This window comes from Methylorubrum populi, from assembly GCF_002355515.1.
In the GTDB taxonomy this organism is placed as follows: domain Bacteria; phylum Pseudomonadota; class Alphaproteobacteria; order Rhizobiales; family Beijerinckiaceae; genus Methylobacterium; species Methylobacterium populi_A.
On the sequence record NZ_AP014809.1, the window covers coordinates 4,907,130 to 4,925,187 of the forward strand.

Here is an 18,058-nt window from a genome sequence, read left to right on the forward strand (position 1 = left end):
GCGATCCGGCGGCGCGGTCCGATCCGGCAGGGTCGCGCCCTGGATCGCTTCGGCTCCGCGTCGCGACGACGGGCGGCGCTATCGTGTCCCGTAAAGCTCGCGCCATGCCGGCAGGTCGAGGCACGGCAGCCGGGTCGCGGTGTGGACGCCGATGGCCACCGCCCGCGCCAGCGTCTCCGCCGCCGCCGCACCGAGGCGGGCGAGGTCGGCCACCTCATCCCCGAGCGGCACTGCACCGGTGGCGACGGCGAACACGACGTCCCCGTCGAGCGGTGTGTGCGCCGGGTGGATCGCCCGCGCGAGGCCGTCCTGGGCGGCGATGGCGAGGCGCTTGGCCTGGGCTTTGGTGAGCGCCGCGTCGGTGGCGACGACGGCGAGCGTCGTGTTGGCGCCGGGCAGCGGCGCGCGCGGCCACGACAGGGCGTCGTCGGGCAACGGCGCCGGCAGGCCGAGGCCGCCGAACTCGCCGTCGCGCTCGAACGGGGCGGCCCAGAAATGCGGCCCCTGCCCCATCGTCACCCGGCCGAAGGCGTTGACCGCCACCAGCGCGCCGACCTGCGCCGAGAGCCCCGGCACCGTGCTCGAGGCCGAGCCGAGACCGCCCTTGAGGTTGGCGGTGCGGGCACCGAACCCGGCCCCGACCGAGCCAAGCGGAAAGGCTCCGCCGCGCGCAACTTCAGCCGCCGCGTAGCCGAGATCGCGGTAGGGCGGGTAGCGGCCCCACGCCTTGTCGCCGCCGTTGAGCAGATCGAACAGGATGGCGCCGGGCACGATCGGCACCCGCACGTCGCCGACCGCGAAGCCGCGCCCGGCCTCCCTGAGGTAGGCAACCACGCCCGCCGCCGCGTCGAGCCCGAAAGCCGAGCCGCCCGACAGGACGAGGGCGTCGACCGCCTGCACGGTGGCGGCCGGATCGAGCAGGTCGGTCTCGCGGGTGCCGGGGCCGCCGCCGCGCACGTCCACCGCGCAGGTGCAGGGCGTGTCGAAGACGAGGGCGGTGACGCCGCTCGCGACCCGCTCGTCCTCCGCGTGGCCGACGCGGATCCCGGAAATGTCGGTGATGCGGCTGAGGGATGCGGGCAAGGATCGTCCTGGGTTCGGGCACCGCCGGAACCGTGCCCGGTCCCGTCGGATCGGTCATGCCCGGACTGTCTGTGCGATGCCCTCCGTCACGCCGAGACGGCACCGTCTCCGGAGAGTGAGTCGACGTCAGGTGAAGTCAAGGAAGCCCTTCAGGTTTTTGTTCATGACGCTTCTTCTGTTGAGTTCGAACACGCCGATGCCGTTGTTGCTGCCGTCGTTGTTCGTGTTGCCCTCGATCGTCGTGAGGGAGCCGCCGTTGGCGTTCTTGACGAAGCCCGTATGTCCCATGCCGCGGCCGTAATCGAGGATGAAGACCTGCCCGGACTTGACCAGACTCGGGTTGGCGATGGCGGCACTGCGGGTGATGATGTGCTGGGGCGACCGGCTTTTGACCCTGTTCCAGGCGGTCATGACGCTGCCTGTCTTCGGACAGGGATTGCTGATTCCGGCGTCACGGGCCGCCCGATCGAAGCACCAGTAGACGAACGCCATGCACCAGAACAGTCGCGGAGGAAGGCCGACGGAGGCGAGATACGCCCTGACCTCCGGACCGTCGTTCGATCCGACCGGGTGCTCGCGAACGCCGACCTGCGAGAGGGCTTTGCCGAGGGCCGCGCCCGCCAGACCGGCCGGTGCGGGATTGGTTGATTCGCCTCCGAAGATCGTGCGCCATGTCAGCGGCCCGATCTCTCCGTCGACGACCAGGGGCTGCCCGCCCCTGCTCACGTTCTGAGCCTGAAACAACTTCACGAGCGCCGCGAACTTGCCGTCGTACCGCGTCGGCGGCGGTGCGATCACGTATCCCTTCGCTGACAAGCCAGCATAGATCGTCGCAACGAGAGTTGTATCCGCCTCGCCGATCTTGATAATTCGTCCGGGATACTTCATCGAATCCTCCTCTTCGGGAGGAGAAAATCCAATTCCATGACTATTTGGGTCAACGAATATATGATCTAAATCGTTGATATTTTGCGGTGCCTCGAAATCGCGTCGTAGGCGTACAGGCCCAACGCCAGCCAGATCAGCCCGAACAGCACGATGCGGTCGGGCGTCAGGGTCTCGCCGTAGACGAGCGTGCTGAGCCCCATCAGGCAGGAGGGCGCGATGTACTGCATCAGCCCGAGGGTCGCGAGCGTCAGCCGGGTCGCGGCGGCGGCGAACCAGATCAGCGGCAGCGCCGTGGTCACGCCGGTGAGCGCCAGCAGCCCCCAGGTGCGGGCGTCGTCGGGCACGGGCGGGGCAGCGAAGGCGAGATAGGCCAAAGCCGCGGGGAGCAGCAGGAAGGTCTCGGCGCAGAAGCCGACGATGCCGTCGACGGCGACGAGTTTGCGCACGAGTCCGTAGAGCGCGAAGGTGACCGCGAGCCCGAGCGACAGCAGCGGCAGGCGCCCCGCCATCGCCACCGCGATCACCACGCCGAGCACGACGATGGCGACCGCCGCCACCTGGATCGGGCGCAGGCGCTCGCCGAGGACGAGGGCGCCGAGCGCCACCGAGACCAGCGGGTTGATGAAGTAGCCGAGACTCGCATCGAGCATGTGCCCGCTCGTCACCGCCAGGAGGTAGAGCATCCAGTTGATCGCGATCAGGGCCGCCGAGACGAGAAGTCCGGCATGGCGCGGCCGCAGGGGGAACGGGTTGGCGAGCCGCCTGCGCAGCAGCGCGATCAGGCCGGTGACGAGCAGCGCCGACCAGAGGATGCGCTGCGCCAGGATCGTTCCCGGCGGGATGCCGTCGAGCAGCCGGAAATGCACCGGGACGACGAGGCCCCAGCTCAGATAGGCGGCGAGCGCGTAGATCAGGCCCACGATGTCTCGGTCGGCGGCGTGGCGGGGCGCCGCTTGTAGCCCGGACCGGGGCCGCGGTCAGCGCTTGCGGGCGGGCGCCGGGGCGATCTCGCCGCGCATCAGGGCGTTGAGGCGCTCGGTGTCGAAGCCGGTGAGCATGCGGTCCTTCTTCGACTCCGCCGCCGGCCCCTGGGTCACCGTGCCGGTCGTGACGGGATCGGGCAGGATCGGGGCGGCCCGCGCGATCGTCGGGGCCGGCGCGGCGGCGACCGCCTGATGCATGAGGCGGTCCGCACTCACAAGGACGACCGACAGCGTGCCGAAGACGATGACCGTTCCGAAGGCGATGACGCGCAGGATGCTCACGATGGGGAACTCGGATACGCGGGCGACGCGGGAGCGTGAACGGCGGCCCCCGGAAACAGGATGCGCCCGCTGTCGTTAACGAACCGGACGGCCGGGCCCGCCGCGGACCGGCCCTATTCAGGACAACCGGCAAAGGATCGCGCCATGAACGAGCAGGCGACGGCGAGCGACAGCCCCTTCATCCAGGGCCGCAACGCTCGCCTCTACGGCAAGGGCATCGAGGCGTGCCCCTATCCGGAGGGCTCCCAGGACCGCGCGGCCTGGCTCCAGGCCTACGAGGAGGCGGCCGCCGACGACCCGGCGGAGTGACGCCCGTCTTGACGCTTCCGGCCCCGGAGGGCTGAAAGGGCCGCAACGCCTGCTCACTTCCTCCGAGGCCGATGTCCAAGACCCCTCCCCGCGACCGCGGCCGCTTCGGCGCCGACACCCGCCTCGTGCTCGCCGGGCGCGACCCTGGCGCCCAGCACGGCTTCGTCAACACGCCGATCTATCGCGGCTCGACGGTCCTCTACCCGACCTACGACGACATCAAGCATCGGCGCGGGCGCTACAATTACGGCACCTCCGGCACGCCGACGATGGACGCGCTGTGCGAGGCGTGGAGCGAGATCGCGGGTGCCGCCGGCACGGTGCTGGCGCCGTCCGGCCTCTCCGCCCTGACGCTGGCGCTGATGACCTGCGTCAGCGCGGGCGACCACCTCCTCGTCACCGATTCCGCCTACCGCCCGACCCGGATCTTCTGCGACGGCGTGCTGAAGCGCTACGGCGTCGAGGTCGAATATTTCGACCCGGTGATCGGCGCGGGCATCGCGGGCCTGATGCGCGAAAACACCCGCGCCGTGCTCGTGGAGGCGCCGGGCTCGCAGACCTTCGAGATGCAGGACGTGCCGGCCATCGCCGAGGCCATGCACGCCCGCGGCGGCACGGTGGTGATGGACAATACCTGGGCGACGCCGCTGCTGTTCCCGCCGCACGAGCGCGGCGTCGATCTCGCGGTGGAAGCCGGCACCAAGTATCTCAGCGGCGGCTCCGACCTGCTGCTCGGCCTCGTCTCGGCCAACGCCAAGCACTACCCGGCGCTCAAGCGGACCTACGAGCACTTCGCCAACTGCCCCGGCCCCGAGGACATTTTTCTGGGGCTTCGCGGCCTGCGCACCATGGGCCTGCGCCTGCGCGAGCACGGCGCCCGCGGGCTCGCCATGGCCGAGTGGTTCCAGGCCCGTCCCGAGGTGCTGCGGGTGCTGCATCCGGCACTGCCCGACGATCCCGGCCACGCGATCTGGAAGCGCGACTTCTCCGGCGCCTCGGGCCTGTTCGGGGTGATCCTCAAACCCGTCTCCGAGGAGGCTTTGGCCACTTTCCTCGACGGGCTCGAACTGTTCGGGATGGGCTTTTCCTGGGGCGGCTTCGAGAGCCTCGTCATCCCCTTCGACCCGACCGTGTACCGCACCGCCACCCGCTGGCAGCCGGGCGGCCCGGCGCTCCGCTTCCATATCGGGCTGGAGGATCCGGAGGATCTGAAGGCGGATCTGGAAGCCGGTTTCGCGCGGATGGCCGGCTTGGCCCGCGGTTGAACCGCGGCCAATTCGAGAGAGCCGGGACGGGAGAGGGGGCCAGCCGTTGACTCGGCTTTGCGCCCGTTGCCGCCGCCCGGCTCGCACCTCACGCTTGGGCGGATCCGGGCCTCAGGCCGCTGAGCCGGCCCGTGGCCCCATTCCTCGTCAGGGATGCGAGTCCACGGAGGCTGCGACCGAAGCGCGATGCCATCGTCAGCCGAATACGTCGGATGCCGGGCGAGGCGTTCAAGCGCTGCACTGCATCTCGACGGTGTTCTTCTCGAGAGGATCCTTCTCGAGGGTGTTTTTCGGCGATGAAGACTCGGACAGCATCTGTTTGAGTTCACTGCGGGGCATCGGCCTGCCGAGATGGTAGCCTTGAAAGAGATCCGCGCCGAAGGACGATACGAGGTCGATCTGCCACGCCTCTTCGACGCCTTCCACGATCGGTCTCTGGGCGCAGTTGTTGACCAAATCGATGATGTTCTTGAGCAGCTTCGCCCCGCGCGGCGTGTCGCAGCTCTGCACGAAGAAACGGTCGATCTTCACCATATCGAAGCGCAGTTCGCTCAGGCATGTGAGGCCGGCAAACCCTGTCCCGAAATCATCCAGCCAGACGCGGATCCCTGTCGCGTTGAGCCGGTCCATCAGCCGGGCGACTTCTGGGTTGCCACTGATCTGTCCGCTCTCGGTGATCTCCAGGGCAAGACGTGACGGAGCGATACCGGCCGCACGGACGATGGCTTCGACCGAACTGATGAAGTTCGGGTCGGCAATCTGCCGTGCGGAGATGTTCACGCTGACGATGGACAGTTCGGGTTCGCTCGCGAGCAGGTCGCAAGCCTGACGCAGGATCCATGCGCCCATTTCGAGGATGGCGCCTGTGCGCTCGGCGATCGGGATGAACGTGTCGGGGGAAACCGCTCGGCCTTGCGTGTCCTTGAGCCGCATGAGCGTCTCCGCGGCCCAGACGCGTCCGCTCGAGACATCGATGATGGGCTGGAAGACCGCGGAAATGCGCCCGTCCGTGACGGCCGCTCGAAGCATCTCCGCATTGAGATCGTCGCTCTCAGCGCTGTGGAGCATCCTCGCATTGAAGATGCGCGCGCGATTGCGGCCTTCTTCCTTGGCGACATAGAGAGCGTTGTCAGCGGCGGAAATCGCACGCTCCGGCTTGTCGGCCGCGACATCCGCCGAGAACGCCGCTCCGATGCTCACCGTAACGTTGGAGAGAAGATCCCGCCGTGCGGCATGGGGGATCTGCAACGACTCGACGGCCTGACGCACCTCCTCGGCGAATTCGAGAACCGTTTCGGCCGAATCGGCCTGAAAGAGCGCCGCGAACTCCTCGCCTCCGAAGCGCCCGAGGGCATATTGCCTCTTCTCGGCCGCGCCGCGCATCGCCTCCCCCAGGGTGGCAAGGCAGCTATCCCCCCGCTGATGCCCGTAGCGGTCATTGTAGAGCTTGAAGAAATCGACGTCGATCAGGATCACGCCGAACGCCTGCCCCGAATTGACGTTGGCGAGCCAGAGTTCCTGGAGGACGCTGTCGATCGCGCGGCGGTTGGCCAAGCCCGTCAGAACGTCGGTCGTGGACAGCCGGAACAGTTCCTCGCCGCGTTGGACGACCTCACGCTGCCGCAGCTCGGCCCGGCACGCGTTCAGATGCACGCGATACCGCTCGCGATTGTACTTGAGATTCAGGAACGCGGTGAGCACAAAACTCAGTATATAGAGGGACCCAAAGCAGATGATGTAGGCGGCATTCCCCGTCGATCGGAGGGCCCAAAACAGGAATGTCGCCGTGATCAGACCGGACGAGAGCAGGGCAAACCCGAAGCTGAGGTCGAAAAACAAATTTGCGACCAGCATGAAGATCAGGCCGTAGCCGGCATAGTAGAGAAGCGCTGTTTCGTCGGAACTCTGGGTCGCGAGATAGAGCCAGGCCGCGAAGCCGATGTAGATGCCGAGCGCGCATTGAAGTTCAAGGATGCGCGTATCGACGCCGCGACGGACCTGCACCACGATCGCCGTGACGTAGCCCACGCCGAGCACGAGACGCAGCGCGATGAGCTGGGGGAGCATGTCGTGGATGAGGAGCGCATCCATCACGCCGAACGCGATGTAGAGCAGGCCCACCAACTGACAGGCGCGACCGATCTCTTCGCGCATCGCCTGTGCGTATTGCGCCCGGAACGCGGCATGGAGAATCGGCGAACGGCGTTGAAACCAACGCTTGCCGAGCTCCCGATCGAGTAGATCAAGCGTATCGCTGTTCATCGTGGACCGAGCCTCATCCAGCATCGATACCAACGCGGTGTCCCAAAACTCTTAATGCTGGCTTCGTCGCTGTGGATCGTACGGCCCGGGCATCAAACCCTTGATGCATCATCATTCGGGATCTTTGGCAGTGCCAAGCCCGATCGGCAGGTGCGGCGCGTTATGCACAGACCCCGGCAACAGCGACTCGGCCGCGCATCGCCGGATGAGGACGAAAAAAAGCGTTCATACAAGTGCGAAAAAGCCACGTCGAGATGCGGGCGCGCTGCCTACAGGCAGCGATGAACGAAGCCATTGAACAAGCGGAACAAGCCCCTGGACAAAGCTTAACCATTCATTAACCTTAACCATAAGACCCGGATGCGCTCCGGCGTCTGAGGCTAAGGGCGGTCGAGCATGTCGGGTGGGCAACTTTCTTTATCTCGTGACCCTGATCGCTTGCGCGATTTCGCTTCGCTCAGAGAGTTCGAACGATCACGACTCGACGGCGGTCGGATCCCGACGGAGCTGCCGGCGGCGCTCTATCCGGTGGTGGCGGATGACGTCAGCCGCGCCTTGACCGGCCTTCTCGACCTTGCGCTTCCGGGAAACTACACGGGCCTGACGGACGCGGTCATCGATCTGCTGAAGTTGCTGAAGGAGACCTTCAGTGACCGGACATGGCGGGAAGCCGTGCTGCCGGCCGCCCGCGCTCATGCCCTGGCCGGCCTCGTTCACGAGTGCCCCTTCACGCGCCACTCTTTCACGAAGCCCCGTGGATACCCCGGAGATGCCGGGCTTCTCGACTTCGTCTATCGCCACCCGGCCGCGCGGCCCGCACAGGAGGCCGCGACGGAGGCCGGGCGCACGGTCATGACCTTCACCGTGGGGGTGACGGCGTGTGAAGCGGTGCGCCACCGCCGGTCCATCTTGGCCGGGAAGATCGACGAGGCCGCGGCACGCCGGGATCGTCCCTCGATCTTGTCGGTTGCCAGCGGCCATCTGCGCGAGGCGGAGCTCAGCATCGCCCTGACGGACGGCCGGGTCGGGCGTCTGCTCGCAACCGATCAGGACGCTTCCAGCCTCGCGGTTGTCGATGGATACCGCACCTCGATCTCGGACGCGATCGAGACCAGGCAGGTCACCGTCCGAACCATTCTCTCGGAAAAGGCGGATCTGGGCCGCTTCGACCTCATCTACGCCGCGGGGCTCTACGACTATCTCGATGCGAGAGTCGCGGCACGCCTGACGCGGATTCTCTTCGAGCACCTCAACGAAGGCGGGCGGCTCCTCATTCCGAACTTTCTCTGGGGCGTCCCGGAGGAAGCCTATATGGAAGTCTTCATGGACTGGTACCTCCTGTACCGCACCCGTGAGGAGGTCGAGGCCTTCGCGCAGGAGCTTGAGACGTCCCAGGTCCGACGGACGACCTACACGGAGGACGTGATGGGCGTGATCGGCTATCTCGAGATCGAGCGCGTCTAGAGGTGAGGCCGGCCTGATCTCATCGGGCCGGCGCCTCGGGATCCTGGTTTCGACGTCCGGTCGTGCCGACGAATGATCTGGCGCTTGAGCCGTGTTCGACCCGATCGCATCAGGCCGGATACGGCCCGGGATCATGGTTCGAGGCCGGATTCCTGTCGAGGCATCTGCCGGTTCGCCGCCGCAAGGCGCGTGAGCCGACCCAGTGATCGGAAGGGTGCGGGCTCTGTCTCGCGGTGGGGCCTCAAGGGGCCACCCACGTCCTCTGCCAGCCCCCGCCCTCCCCGGAAAAGACGGCCCGCCGGTGCCCGCGCCGGTCGAGGTAGAGCAGGTCGATCCGCTCGACGGTCAGCACCACCGCGCAGAAATTCTCGCGGCCGAGGCGCGCCTCCGGGTCCTCGTCGGGCAGGGCGTAGGCGTCCCCGGTGGGGAGCGCGGTGCCGGGGGCGGGTTCGACCCCGTAGCAGACCCGGCTCATCGCCAGCGCGGCGGCCCAGGCGGCGTCGGCGACCGCGTCGTCGTGATGCGGGCGCGCCCGCCCCTCGAGGCGGAGCTGGAGTTTGGCGCGCGGATCGTAGACGTGGAGAGCGGCGAGCCCGCTCCCCGCGATCTCCCGCGCCTTGTCCGAGCGCCGGTCGCAGTGGAAGCGCACGGCGCCCGTCGCGGCATCCGCCGCGCGCAGCACCACGGTGCGCAGCCGCGGACGGCCGCCCGCATCGACGGTCGCCAGCGCGGGCGTGTGAAAGGGGCTGCGCCGGTTCTCGACCCCCTCCGTGAGGCAGCGCCAGCCCTCCGCGCGGAAGCCGTCGAGGTCGTCGTAGAAGGAAGGCAGCGCGTCCACGAAGAGGGGTTCCTTCAGGTATCGGGCCGCTCGATTGCGCCGGCGGGTGGAGTGGCGGCTGGTCCGATGCTGGCGCGGCCGGTGCGTCGACACAAGGCGGCGACAAGGCACCGACAAAGCACTGACCGGCCTCGAGCCCTTCTGGGCGCCCGGATCCGCGGCGATCGAACGTCTTGGTACGGCCACCGGTTGAGGCCATGGCAGGCGTTCGGAACGCGCCCGGCTCAGCTTCCTGTGCCCGGCGATGGCACGGCTGGCGAACCAGCGCGTTGAACGCTCTCGAACATACGGTCTCGCTTCCCCCTTGCCCGCTTCCCTCCTGTCCCCTTCCCCCTTGTCTGCGCACCGGCTCTCTTGTCCGAACCCGACCCCCTCGCCCGGTCTCCGATCGATCCCGCATCCCGGGGGGCTGCCGCCGTGGCGGGAGCGCGCGGCGTGAGCGCCACGCCCACCTTCCTCGCCGGCGGCGGCGAGACCGGCGCGCTGATGCGCGCGCTCGATTGGGCATCGACGCCGCTCGGGCCGCCCGAGGCGTGGCCGGCCGCGCTCAAGACCCTGGTCGGGGTGATGCTGGGCTCGCAGCAGCCGATGCTGATCGTCTGGGGCGAGGCGCATGTCACGCTCTACAACGACGGCTACGCGCCGATGTGCGGCGCCCGCCACCCGCACGCGCTCAGCCGGCCCTTCGACGAGGTCTGGCACGACATCTGGGATCAGGTGGAGCCGATCCTGTCGCGGGCCTATGCCGGCGAGGCCACGCATATGGAGGACATCACCTTCACGATGCACCGCAACGGCTATCCGGAGGAGACCCACTTCGCCTTCGGCTACACGCCGGTGCGCGTCGAGGACGGTACCGTGGCGGGCATGTTCTGCGCCTGCTCGGAGACCACCGCCGCGGTGCGCGCCGGCCGGCAGATGCATGCCGAGCGCGAGCGCTTCGCCCGGCTGTTCGAGCAATCGCCGAGCTTCGTCGCGGTGCTCGACGGGCCCGACCACGTCTTCGCCTTCGCCAACGCCGCCTATCGCGGGCTCGTCGCCCACCGCGACATTCTCGGCAAGCCGGTGCGCGCGGCCCTGCCGGAGATCGAGGGGCAGGGCTTCTTCGAATTGCTCGACGAGGTCTTCGTCACCGGCCGCACCCACACCGCGCACGGGGCGCCCGTGACGCTCCTGCGGGTGCCCGGCGGCGTACCCGAGCGGCGCTTCCTCGATTTCGTCTACCAGCCGATGCGCGACGCGAGCGGCACGATCACCGGCGTGTTCGTCGACGGCTCGGACGTGACCGAGCGGATCACCGGCAACGCGGCGCTCGCCGAGAGCGAGGCGCGCTTCCGCACCATGGCGGACGATGCGCCGGTGATGATGTGGGTCACCGATCCGGACGGCGCCTGCCAGTACCTCAACCGGCGCTGGTACGAGTTCACCGGCCAGATCGAGGCGCAGGCGCTCGGCCTCGGTTGGCTCGACGCCGTGCATCCGGACGACCGCGGCTGGTCGGGCGAGACCTTCCTGAGGGCGAATGCCCGGCACGAGGGCTTCAGCCTCGAATACCGTCTGCGCCGCCGCGACGGCGCCTATCGCTGGGCGATCGATACCGCGAGCCCGCGCTTTGCCGCCGACGGGAGTTTTATGGGCTATATCGGCTCGGTGGTCGATATCGAGGAGCGCCGCGCCGCCGAGCTGGCGCTCGCCGAGAGCGAGGAGCGCCTGCGGCTCGCCGTCGAGAGCGGCGAGATCGGCCTGTGGGACTTCGATCCGCGGGCCGGCACCCTGTTCTGGCCGCCGCGGATCAAGGCGATGTTCGGACTGCCGCCCGAGGCGGACGTGACCCTCGACGATTTCTCCGAAGGCCTCCATCCGGACGACCGGGCGCGGGTCAGCGCCGCCTTCGCCGCCGCCCTCGATCCCGTCTCCCGCGCCTTCTACGACGAGGAATTCCGCACGATCGGGCGCGCGGACGGCACCGTCCGCTGGATCGCCGCCAAGGGGCGCGGGGTGTTCGACGCGGAGGGGCGCTGCCTGCGCGCCGTCGGCAGCGCCATCGACATCACCGCGCGCAAGACGACCGAGGAGCGCCTCCTCGAGGCCACCCGCCGCCTCGACGCGGTGCTCGACAACGCGACGCAGGCCATCTTCATGATGGATGAGCGCCAGCACTGCGCCTACATGAATCGCGCCGCCGAGCGGCTGACCGGCTACACCCTGGAGGAGACGCGGGGCCAGGCGCTCCACGACGTCGTCCACCACACCCGGCCGGACGGCAGCCCCTACCCGCTCCACGAATGCCCGATCGATCAGGCCTTCCCGGAGAACAACCAGGAGCAGGGCCAGGAGATCTTCGTCCACCGCGACGGCTCGTTCTACCCCGTCGCCTTCACCGCGAGCCCGATCCGCGACGAGGGCGGCGCGCCGATCGGCACCGTCATCGAGGCGCGCAACATCGAGGACGAGTTGCGCGCCAAGGCGCAATTGGAGGCGTTCAACGCGAGCCTGGAGCAGCAGGTCGCGGCCCGCACCGCCGAACTGATGCGGACCGAGGAGGCGCTGCGCCAGTCGCAGAAGATGGAGGCGGTGGGCCAGCTCACCGGCGGCCTCGCCCACGACTTCAACAACCTGCTCACCGGCATCACCGGCTCGCTCGAACTGCTCCAGACCCGCCTCGCCCAGGGGCGGCTCACCGAGATCGACCGCTACGTCAACGCGGCGCAGGGGGCAGCCAAGCGGGCGGCGGCGCTGACGCATCGCCTGCTCGCCTTCTCACGGCGTCAGACGCTCGATCCGAAGCCCACCGACGTGAACCGGCTGGTGATGGGGATGGAGGAGTTGCTGCGCCGGACCATCGGCCCCTCCATCACCCTGGAGGTCGTGGCCGCGGGCGGGCTGTGGTCGGTGCTGGTCGATCCGAGCCAGCTCGAGAACGCGCTGCTGAACCTCTGCATCAACGCCCGCGACGCCATGCCGGATGGCGGCCGCATCACCATCGAGACCGCCAACAAGTGGCTCGACGACCGCGGTGCCCGGGAGCGCGATCTCGATCCCGGCCAGTACTTGTCTCTTTGCGTGACCGATACCGGCACCGGCATGAGCCCGGAGGTGATCGCCAAGGCGTTCGATCCGTTCTTCACCACGAAGCCGATCGGCCAGGGCACGGGGCTGGGCCTGTCGATGATCTACGGCTTCGTGCGCCAGTCGGGCGGGCAGGTACGGATCTACTCGGAGGTCGGGCAGGGCACGACGATGTGTCTCTACCTGCCGCGGCATTACGGAGCCGCCGAGGAGCCCGATCTCGCCCCGGATCTGGCCGCCGCGCCGCGGGCCGAGCAGGGCGAGACGGTGCTGATCGTCGATGACGAGCCGACCGTTCGGATGCTGGTGACGGAGGTTCTGGAGGATCTCGGCTATACCGCGATCGAGGCGGCCGACGGCCCCTCCGGCCTCAAGGTGCTGCAATCGGACGTGCGCATCGACCTGCTGGTGACCGATGTGGGTCTGCCGGGCGGCATGAACGGGCGGCAGGTGGCCGATGCGGGCCGCGTCCTGCGGCCTGACCTGAAGGTGCTGTTCATCACCGGCTATGCCGAGAACGCCGCGGTGGGCAACGGTCACCTGGAGCCCGGCATGCAGGTCATCACCAAGCCCTTCGTGATGGAGGTGCTCGCCGCGCGCATCAAGGAGATGATCAACACGCGGTGAGGGGGCAAGCCCTCGTCTCGTCGCGCGGATCAAGGCTCGGATTCCCTCTCCCCGCGTGGCGGGGAGAGGGGAAAGCCCAGCCGGCACGTGCGATTAAAACCGCGCCGGATCGAGTTCGAAGGTCGGCGGCAGGGCCTCGAACCATTCGCTGTAATAGGGGTCGCGCGGGATCGCCTCCGCCCAGCGGGCGCGGAAGCGGGCCTGCTCGTCCGCCGCGACGGTGCGCGCCCGGTTGCGGCTCTCGTAATGGTAGAGCGCGGCCTCGGCGCAGTAGACGCTGCGCAGGCCCCGCTCCCGCAGGCGCAGGCAGAGATCGACATCGTTGTAATTGACGGCGAAGCCCTCGTCGAAGCCGTCGATCGCCTCGAAATCCGCGCGGCGCACCATCACGCAGGCGCCCGTCACCGCGAGGTAGTTGCGGTTGCCCGCGGTCGAGAAGAAGTGGCCGGGATCCTCCCGCGGATAGGAGCGGCGGGGATGGTCGGGGGTCGCGTCGATCACCGTGACGCCGACATGCTGCAACTCGCCGGTCTCGAACAGCAGTTTCGGGCCGACCGCCCCGACGCCGGGGATCTGCAGGAGCGCCAGCATCGCCTCGATCCAGTCGGGGCTGATGGTCTCGATGTCGTCGTTGAGGAAGATCAGCACTTCGCCCTTCGCCGCCCGCGCGCCGAGATTCATCTTGGCGGCGACGTTGAAGTCCGGCCGGTCCCAGGTGACCGAGCGGGCGCCGAAGCGCGCCAGCGCTTCCTTCGTCGCGGGCCGGAGATCGCCGTTGTCGACGGCGACGATCTCGATGTGTTCGTAGCTGCTCCGCTCGCGGATGCTGGCAAGGCAGGCGGCGAGCAGATCGACGCTGCGGCCCCGCACCTCGCTGTCGCGGCCGGCGGTGGGGATCACGATCGAGACCAGGGGCCGCTCCTTGAGCGGACGGCGCAGGTGGAAGCTGCCGGCGAAGGCGGTGGGGCGCACGAAATCGAGCCCGCCGGTGCGCCGCGCCCGGTCCTCCAGAGCGCGGACGGCGGCAGCGACGACGTAGCCCTTGTTGTCCATTGCCTGGGCGGTCGAACCGGGGATCGCCCGCCAGTGGTAGAGCACCTGGGGCACGTGGCGCACGCGCGTCACGTGCTCGGTGTAGCGCAGCACGAAGTCGTAATCCTGCGCGCCCTCGCACTCCGCCCGGAACGCGCCGATGCGGTCGACGATGTCCCGCCGGTAGAGCGCGAGATGGGCCGTGTACATGCAGGCCTCCAGCGTCTCGGGCGACCAGTCCGGCTTGAAGAACGGCTCGTAGCGCTCGCCCGCCACCGTGATCTTGTCCTCGTCCGAGTAGAGGAAATCGATCCGCGGATCCGCGTTCAGGGCTTCGACGAAGGCGAACAGCGCGTGCGGGGGAATCACGTCGTCGTGGTCGATCAGGGTGATCCAGTCGCCGGTCGCGAGTGCCAGGGCGTCGTTGCTCGCCCCGACGATGCGGCCGTTCTCACGTCTCCGGTGCAGCCGCACCCGCGGCTCCTGCGCCGCCAGCGCGTCGAGCATCGGCGCGATGTGGGGGGCGGTCGAGGCGTCGTCACAGAGACACAGCTCCCAGTCGGGATAGGCTTGCGCCCGGATGCTGGCGAGCGCCGCCTCGAGATAGGGTTTGGGCGTGTTGTAGACCGGCATGACGATGGAGATGCGCGGCCGCAGGCGGAACCCCGCGATCGCCGTCCGCATCGCCTCCGGGCTCGGCAGGGCCGGGCGCTCGACCTGCTCGATCCAGGCGGCGTAGGAGGCCGCGGCCGGCCGCGGCCGGGCGCTGTCCCAGAACGCCCGCCACAGGGCGGCGGGCGGCCGGCTCGCGGCGAGGCGGGCGAGGCGCCCGAGCAGGGAAGCGGCCCCCCGCTCCTCCTCCGGCAGCCGTGCCACGAGCCGGCGGGCGACGGCGAGCGCGGCGGCCGGGCCGCGCAGCGGCTCCAGCGTCGCCCGAGCGAGGCGGAAGCGCCCGCTCGCGGCCAGCGGATCGAGGCGCAGGCCCCGCACCCGGCGCGGCAGGCGCACGAGGTCGTCGATCCCTCCGTCCTCCCGTACTTCGAGCCGGACCGCCTCGTCCTCGCGAAAACCCGAGCCGTCATCGACGTAGAGGAGCGGCACCGGTTTCGTGGAGCCCAGCCCTTCGAGGTCGGCGCGGATGCGGACCCAGCCCCCCGCGAGCCGGAACGGGAACAGCCGCCCGCCGCGGGGATGGGTCAGCCGGAATTGCGGGTCGGAGCCGGTGGAGCGCCACACGCCCTCCCCCTCCGGCTCGACCTGTCCCTTCGGTTCGATGCGGCACGCGATCATGGCGACAGGCGTTAGCGCGGCGCGAAGTGAACCGCGAGCCAGATCGTCGGATTCTGCGTGCTCTCGACGCGGTGCCGGCGGTGCGCCGGGATCAGCAGGTGGTCGCCCGCCGCCAGCAGGCGCGGCGCGGGCTCGTCGGCGAACCGCAGTTCGGCGCCGCCCCGGAGCACCGCGACCCACTCGTCCTCATCCTGGTCGTACCAGAAGCCCGGCGGGCTCGCCTGCCCCGTCGAGACGATACGCTCCACCCGCATGCCGGGGCGGGCGAGCAGGGTCTCGAAGAGTTCCTCATCCGCCTGCGCCGGCAATCCGGCGAACAGATTCGGACAGACGGTGTTGCGGGCGGTCATGCGGATGTCTCCCCTGGCCGGGAGCACGCGCCGAAACCCGAGCCGGTGTGCGACCGAGCCGATCTCTCGGCGTTGAATCAGGGAAGGCGGCGCGCCCCCGCGCCGCCGCAGCTTGCGACGGATCGATGCCCGAAACCAACCCCGTGCCGCCCCCGCCGGTCAGCGAGGATGCCGGCCTGCCGACGCCGCCGAGCCCCGGTCGGCTGCCGCCGCCGAATCTGCCGCCGGCTCCGTCCCCCTCCGACGAATCGTCCCCCGGTGACAGGACGGACGGCGGCGGCACGGAGTGAGGCGGTGCCGGATCGTGCCGAGGACCGAGCCCGGATGGTCGCGGCGCAGCTGATCGCCCGCGGCATCGGCGACGCCGCCGTCCTCGACGCGATGGGGCGCGTCCCGCGGGAGGCCTTCGTCCCGGCCGATCTCGCGGTGGAGGCCTACGGCGACGGGCCGCTGCCGATCGGGGCCGGACAGACGATCTCGCAGCCCTACGTCCTCGCCCTGATGGTCGAGGCGCTCGCCCTGCGGCCCGGCGACCGGGTGCTGGAGGTCGGCTCCGGCTGCGGCTACGCGGCGGCGGTGATGGCGCGGATGGGGGCGCAGGTCTTCGCGATCGAGCGCCACGCCGCTCTCGCCGAGCCGGCCCGGACGCGTCTCGCCGCGCTCGGCTTCGCCTCGGTGCATCTGCGCGTCGGCGACGGACAGGTGGGCTGGCCGGAGGCCGCACCCTTCGACGCGATCCTCGTCTCCGCGGCGGGGTCGGAGGTGCCACGGGCGCTGAAGGATCAGCTTCGCGACGGCGGCCGCCTCGTCATCCCGGCCGGCCCGCCCGGCGGGCAGACGCTGCTGCGGCTGATCCGGCGCGGGCCGGACCGGTTCGAGACCCGCGATCTCGGCCCGGTCTCCTTCGTGCCGCTGTTGCGGGGCGTGGGGACGGCGGACGTCCCATGACCCGCGTGCGCCTCCCGTCATGTCGGCACCGCGTCGGGGCGAACTTGCCTCCCTTCGGGAACAGCAGAACGCCCTCCTCTGGAAAATTGCAAAAAATCTCGAAGATGCGGGAACCCGGCGCGGTCATCCGCGTTACGCGCGTGTGAGGCCCCGCAGGGCTCACAGGTTGGGCGCCGGACGCAGGTGTCCGGCGGCCCTCGTCATCACGTTGCTCCAAGGAGGATGTGGTCATGAGGACCTTCGACTTCGCTCCCCTCTACCGTTCCACCGTTGGCTTCGACCGACTGTTCTCCCTGCTCGACCAGGCCGAGACCTCGGCCGCTTGGCCGCCCTACGACATCGAGAAGATGTCCGACGACGCCTACCGCATCACCATGGCGGTCGCCGGGTTCGCGCAGGACGAGATCGAGCTCACCCAGCACGACACCACGCTTCTCGTCACGGGCCAGAAAAAGGCCCAGGAGGGCGAGCGGCAGTACCTGCACCGGGGCATCGCCGGCCGCACCTTCCGCCAGACCTTCAACCTGGCCCAGCACGTGCGGGTCACGGGCGCGAGCCTGGAAAACGGCCTGCTCACGGTGGAGTTGAAGCGCGAGGTGCCGGAAGCGCTCAAGCCCCGCCGCATCGCCATCGGCGGCACACAGGCCGCCGTCGGGCAGGACAACGGGCCGGCCCGAAACGCGCCGGTTCAGGTCGAGGATCGGTCCAAGGCCGCCTGACCGATCGCGCAAGCGCACACGAGCCGGCATCCCCGGGGCCTCACGCTTCCGGGGACCGCTTCCTTTTCGCACGAAAACCCCGTGCCTTCAGGGAGATGACCCGTGACGATGATGGAAATCGATCCCGCCCGTTCCGGCCCCATGAACCCGGCCGGCGCGCCGGCCGCCTCGTTCGAGACGTGGCAGGCGCTCGTCGCCCCCGGCGACGTGTTCCGCCATCCGCGCGAGGTGCTGGCCCACCCGCTCCTCGCGCGCGCGGACAAGCGCGCGATCCTGGCCGCCTGGGCGTCCGATGCCTGCGCCCTCGAGAACGCGCCCGCGATGCGGTGCCTCACCGGCTGCAAGGCCGAGCCGGTGCCGGTCGATGCCGTGCTCGCCGCGCTCGGCACCCTCGACCAGGAGCGTTCCTCCGCGACGAATCCGTATCCGGGCCGTCGCGCAGAGCCCCGGCGCCCGCGGCGCTTGTCGAACCGGCACCGGTTCCTTCGCCCTGGGCGCCGGAACGATGACGACGATCCGCCGCCCTGCCCGGCGGCGATGAGGCCGCGCCCGCGGACGCCCCCGAGCGGCGCGGCCCTGGCGGTCGGCATCCTGGCCTGACCGCGAGGCGGCGTCCGGGCTCAGCTTGGGTCTGACGCCCGGCGGCGCC

Annotated in this window: 16 protein-coding genes; 8 read left to right on the forward strand and 8 right to left on the reverse strand. The window is 69.4% G+C overall.

The window, feature by feature from the left end; all coding sequences use genetic code 11:
• Positions 1–78: 78 nt before the first annotated feature.
• The 4 genes from MPPM_RS22700 to MPPM_RS22715 form a co-directional block, all read right to left on the reverse strand.
• Entirely contained in the window at positions 79–1,083 is a 1,005-nt protein-coding gene (locus tag MPPM_RS22700; RefSeq protein WP_096486989.1) for a P1 family peptidase, read from the reverse strand.
• Positions 1,084–1,209: 126 nt separating this feature from the next.
• On the reverse strand, positions 1,210–1,971 hold the full coding sequence (locus MPPM_RS22705; protein ID WP_096486990.1) for a CHAP domain-containing protein: 762 nt from the start codon (positions 1,969–1,971) through the stop codon (positions 1,210–1,212).
• A 65-nt stretch (positions 1,972–2,036) separates the two neighbouring features.
• A complete protein-coding gene (gene rarD / locus MPPM_RS22710; RefSeq protein WP_096486991.1) occupies positions 2,037–2,891 on the reverse strand; it encodes an EamA family transporter RarD in 855 nt (284 codons plus the stop codon).
• A 57-nt stretch (positions 2,892–2,948) separates the two neighbouring features.
• Positions 2,949–3,236 (reverse strand): hypothetical protein, encoded by a 288-nt coding sequence (locus MPPM_RS22715; protein ID WP_096486992.1) that lies wholly within the window; start codon positions 3,234–3,236, stop codon positions 2,949–2,951.
• Positions 3,237–3,380: 144 nt separating this feature from the next.
• Here MPPM_RS22715 and MPPM_RS28600 point away from each other — a divergent pair, with 144 nt between their 5' ends.
• The gene (locus MPPM_RS28600) at positions 3,381–3,545 is read left to right on the forward strand and encodes a ribosome modulation factor (protein ID WP_173807939.1); all 165 of its coding nucleotides are present in this window, start codon (positions 3,381–3,383) and stop codon (positions 3,543–3,545) included.
• A 71-nt stretch (positions 3,546–3,616) separates the two neighbouring features.
• The gene (gene metC / locus MPPM_RS22720) at positions 3,617–4,810 is read left to right on the forward strand and encodes a cystathionine beta-lyase (protein ID WP_096486993.1); all 1,194 of its coding nucleotides are present in this window, start codon (positions 3,617–3,619) and stop codon (positions 4,808–4,810) included.
• A gap of 228 nt (positions 4,811–5,038) precedes the next feature.
• Here the strand turns inward: metC and MPPM_RS22725 are convergent, their stop codons facing one another.
• The gene (locus MPPM_RS22725) at positions 5,039–7,072 is read right to left on the reverse strand and encodes a putative bifunctional diguanylate cyclase/phosphodiesterase (RefSeq protein WP_244573383.1); all 2,034 of its coding nucleotides are present in this window, start codon (positions 7,070–7,072) and stop codon (positions 5,039–5,041) included.
• A gap of 396 nt (positions 7,073–7,468) precedes the next feature.
• Between MPPM_RS22725 and MPPM_RS22730 the strand changes: the two genes are divergently transcribed.
• Positions 7,469–8,536 carry a methyltransferase type 12 gene (locus MPPM_RS22730; protein WP_096486994.1) on the forward strand — a complete coding sequence of 356 codons (1,068 nt, stop codon included), beginning with the start codon at positions 7,469–7,471 and terminating at the stop codon, positions 8,534–8,536.
• 241 nt (positions 8,537–8,777) lie between these two features.
• Here MPPM_RS22730 and MPPM_RS22735 read toward each other — a convergent pair whose 3' ends face one another.
• The gene (locus MPPM_RS22735) at positions 8,778–9,374 is read right to left on the reverse strand and encodes a pyridoxamine 5'-phosphate oxidase family protein (RefSeq protein WP_096486995.1); all 597 of its coding nucleotides are present in this window, start codon (positions 9,372–9,374) and stop codon (positions 8,778–8,780) included.
• Between the two features lie 486 nt (positions 9,375–9,860).
• Here MPPM_RS22735 and MPPM_RS22740 point away from each other — a divergent pair, with 486 nt between their 5' ends.
• Positions 9,861–13,070, forward strand: a complete 3,210-nt coding sequence (locus MPPM_RS22740) for a PAS domain S-box protein (protein WP_432419863.1) — start codon at positions 9,861–9,863, stop codon at positions 13,068–13,070.
• A gap of 93 nt (positions 13,071–13,163) precedes the next feature.
• On the opposite strand, the gene MPPM_RS22745 is transcribed toward MPPM_RS22740, so the two are convergent.
• Positions 13,164–15,392, reverse strand: a complete 2,229-nt coding sequence (locus MPPM_RS22745; RefSeq protein WP_096486997.1) for a glycosyltransferase family 2 protein — start codon at positions 15,390–15,392, stop codon at positions 13,164–13,166.
• Between the two features lie 11 nt (positions 15,393–15,403).
• Entirely contained in the window at positions 15,404–15,742 is a 339-nt protein-coding gene (locus MPPM_RS22750; protein ID WP_096486998.1) for a cupin domain-containing protein, read from the reverse strand.
• Between the two features lie 125 nt (positions 15,743–15,867).
• Here MPPM_RS22750 and MPPM_RS28605 point away from each other — a divergent pair, with 125 nt between their 5' ends.
• From MPPM_RS28605 to MPPM_RS22765, 4 genes are all read left to right on the forward strand, one after another.
• Positions 15,868–16,032 carry a hypothetical protein gene (locus MPPM_RS28605; RefSeq protein ID WP_173807940.1) on the forward strand — a complete coding sequence of 55 codons (165 nt, stop codon included), beginning with the start codon at positions 15,868–15,870 and terminating at the stop codon, positions 16,030–16,032.
• Between the two features lie 4 nt (positions 16,033–16,036).
• Positions 16,037–16,690: a protein-L-isoaspartate(D-aspartate) O-methyltransferase gene (locus MPPM_RS22755; protein WP_280176336.1), complete on the forward strand. Its 654-nt coding sequence runs from the start codon at positions 16,037–16,039 to the stop codon at positions 16,688–16,690.
• Between the two features lie 230 nt (positions 16,691–16,920).
• Complete coding sequence (locus tag MPPM_RS22760; protein ID WP_096487000.1) at positions 16,921–17,409, forward strand: Hsp20 family protein; 489 nt, start codon at positions 16,921–16,923, stop codon at positions 17,407–17,409.
• Between the two features lie 108 nt (positions 17,410–17,517).
• Entirely contained in the window at positions 17,518–18,009 is a 492-nt protein-coding gene (locus MPPM_RS22765; protein ID WP_432419864.1) for a hypothetical protein, read from the forward strand.
• The last annotated feature ends 49 nt before the right edge of the window (positions 18,010–18,058 follow it).

Excerpts from the sequence above, each read along its gene's own strand:
- MPPM_RS22705 (WP_096486990.1), bottom strand. The coding sequence starts at position 1,971 with ATGAAGTATCCCGGACGAATTATCAAGATCGGCGAGGCGGATACAACT.
- MPPM_RS22765 (WP_432419864.1), top strand. The coding sequence starts at position 17,518 with ATGATGGAAATCGATCCCGCCCGTTCCGGCCCCATGAACCCGGCCGGC.
- MPPM_RS28600 (WP_173807939.1), top strand. The coding sequence starts at position 3,381 with ATGAACGAGCAGGCGACGGCGAGCGACAGCCCCTTCATCCAGGGCCGC.
- metC (WP_096486993.1), top strand. The coding sequence starts at position 3,617 with ATGTCCAAGACCCCTCCCCGCGACCGCGGCCGCTTCGGCGCCGACACC.
- MPPM_RS22745 (WP_096486997.1), bottom strand. The coding sequence starts at position 15,392 with ATGATCGCGTGCCGCATCGAACCGAAGGGACAGGTCGAGCCGGAGGGG.
- MPPM_RS22740 (WP_432419863.1), top strand. The coding sequence starts at position 9,861 with ATGCGCGCGCTCGATTGGGCATCGACGCCGCTCGGGCCGCCCGAGGCG.
- MPPM_RS28605 (WP_173807940.1), top strand. The coding sequence starts at position 15,868 with ATGCCCGAAACCAACCCCGTGCCGCCCCCGCCGGTCAGCGAGGATGCC.
- MPPM_RS22725 (WP_244573383.1), bottom strand. The coding sequence starts at position 7,072 with ATGAACAGCGATACGCTTGATCTACTCGATCGGGAGCTCGGCAAGCGT.
- MPPM_RS22760 (WP_096487000.1), top strand. The coding sequence starts at position 16,921 with ATGAGGACCTTCGACTTCGCTCCCCTCTACCGTTCCACCGTTGGCTTC.
- MPPM_RS22730 (WP_096486994.1), top strand. The coding sequence starts at position 7,469 with ATGTCGGGTGGGCAACTTTCTTTATCTCGTGACCCTGATCGCTTGCGC.
- MPPM_RS22750 (WP_096486998.1), bottom strand. The coding sequence starts at position 15,742 with ATGACCGCCCGCAACACCGTCTGTCCGAATCTGTTCGCCGGATTGCCG.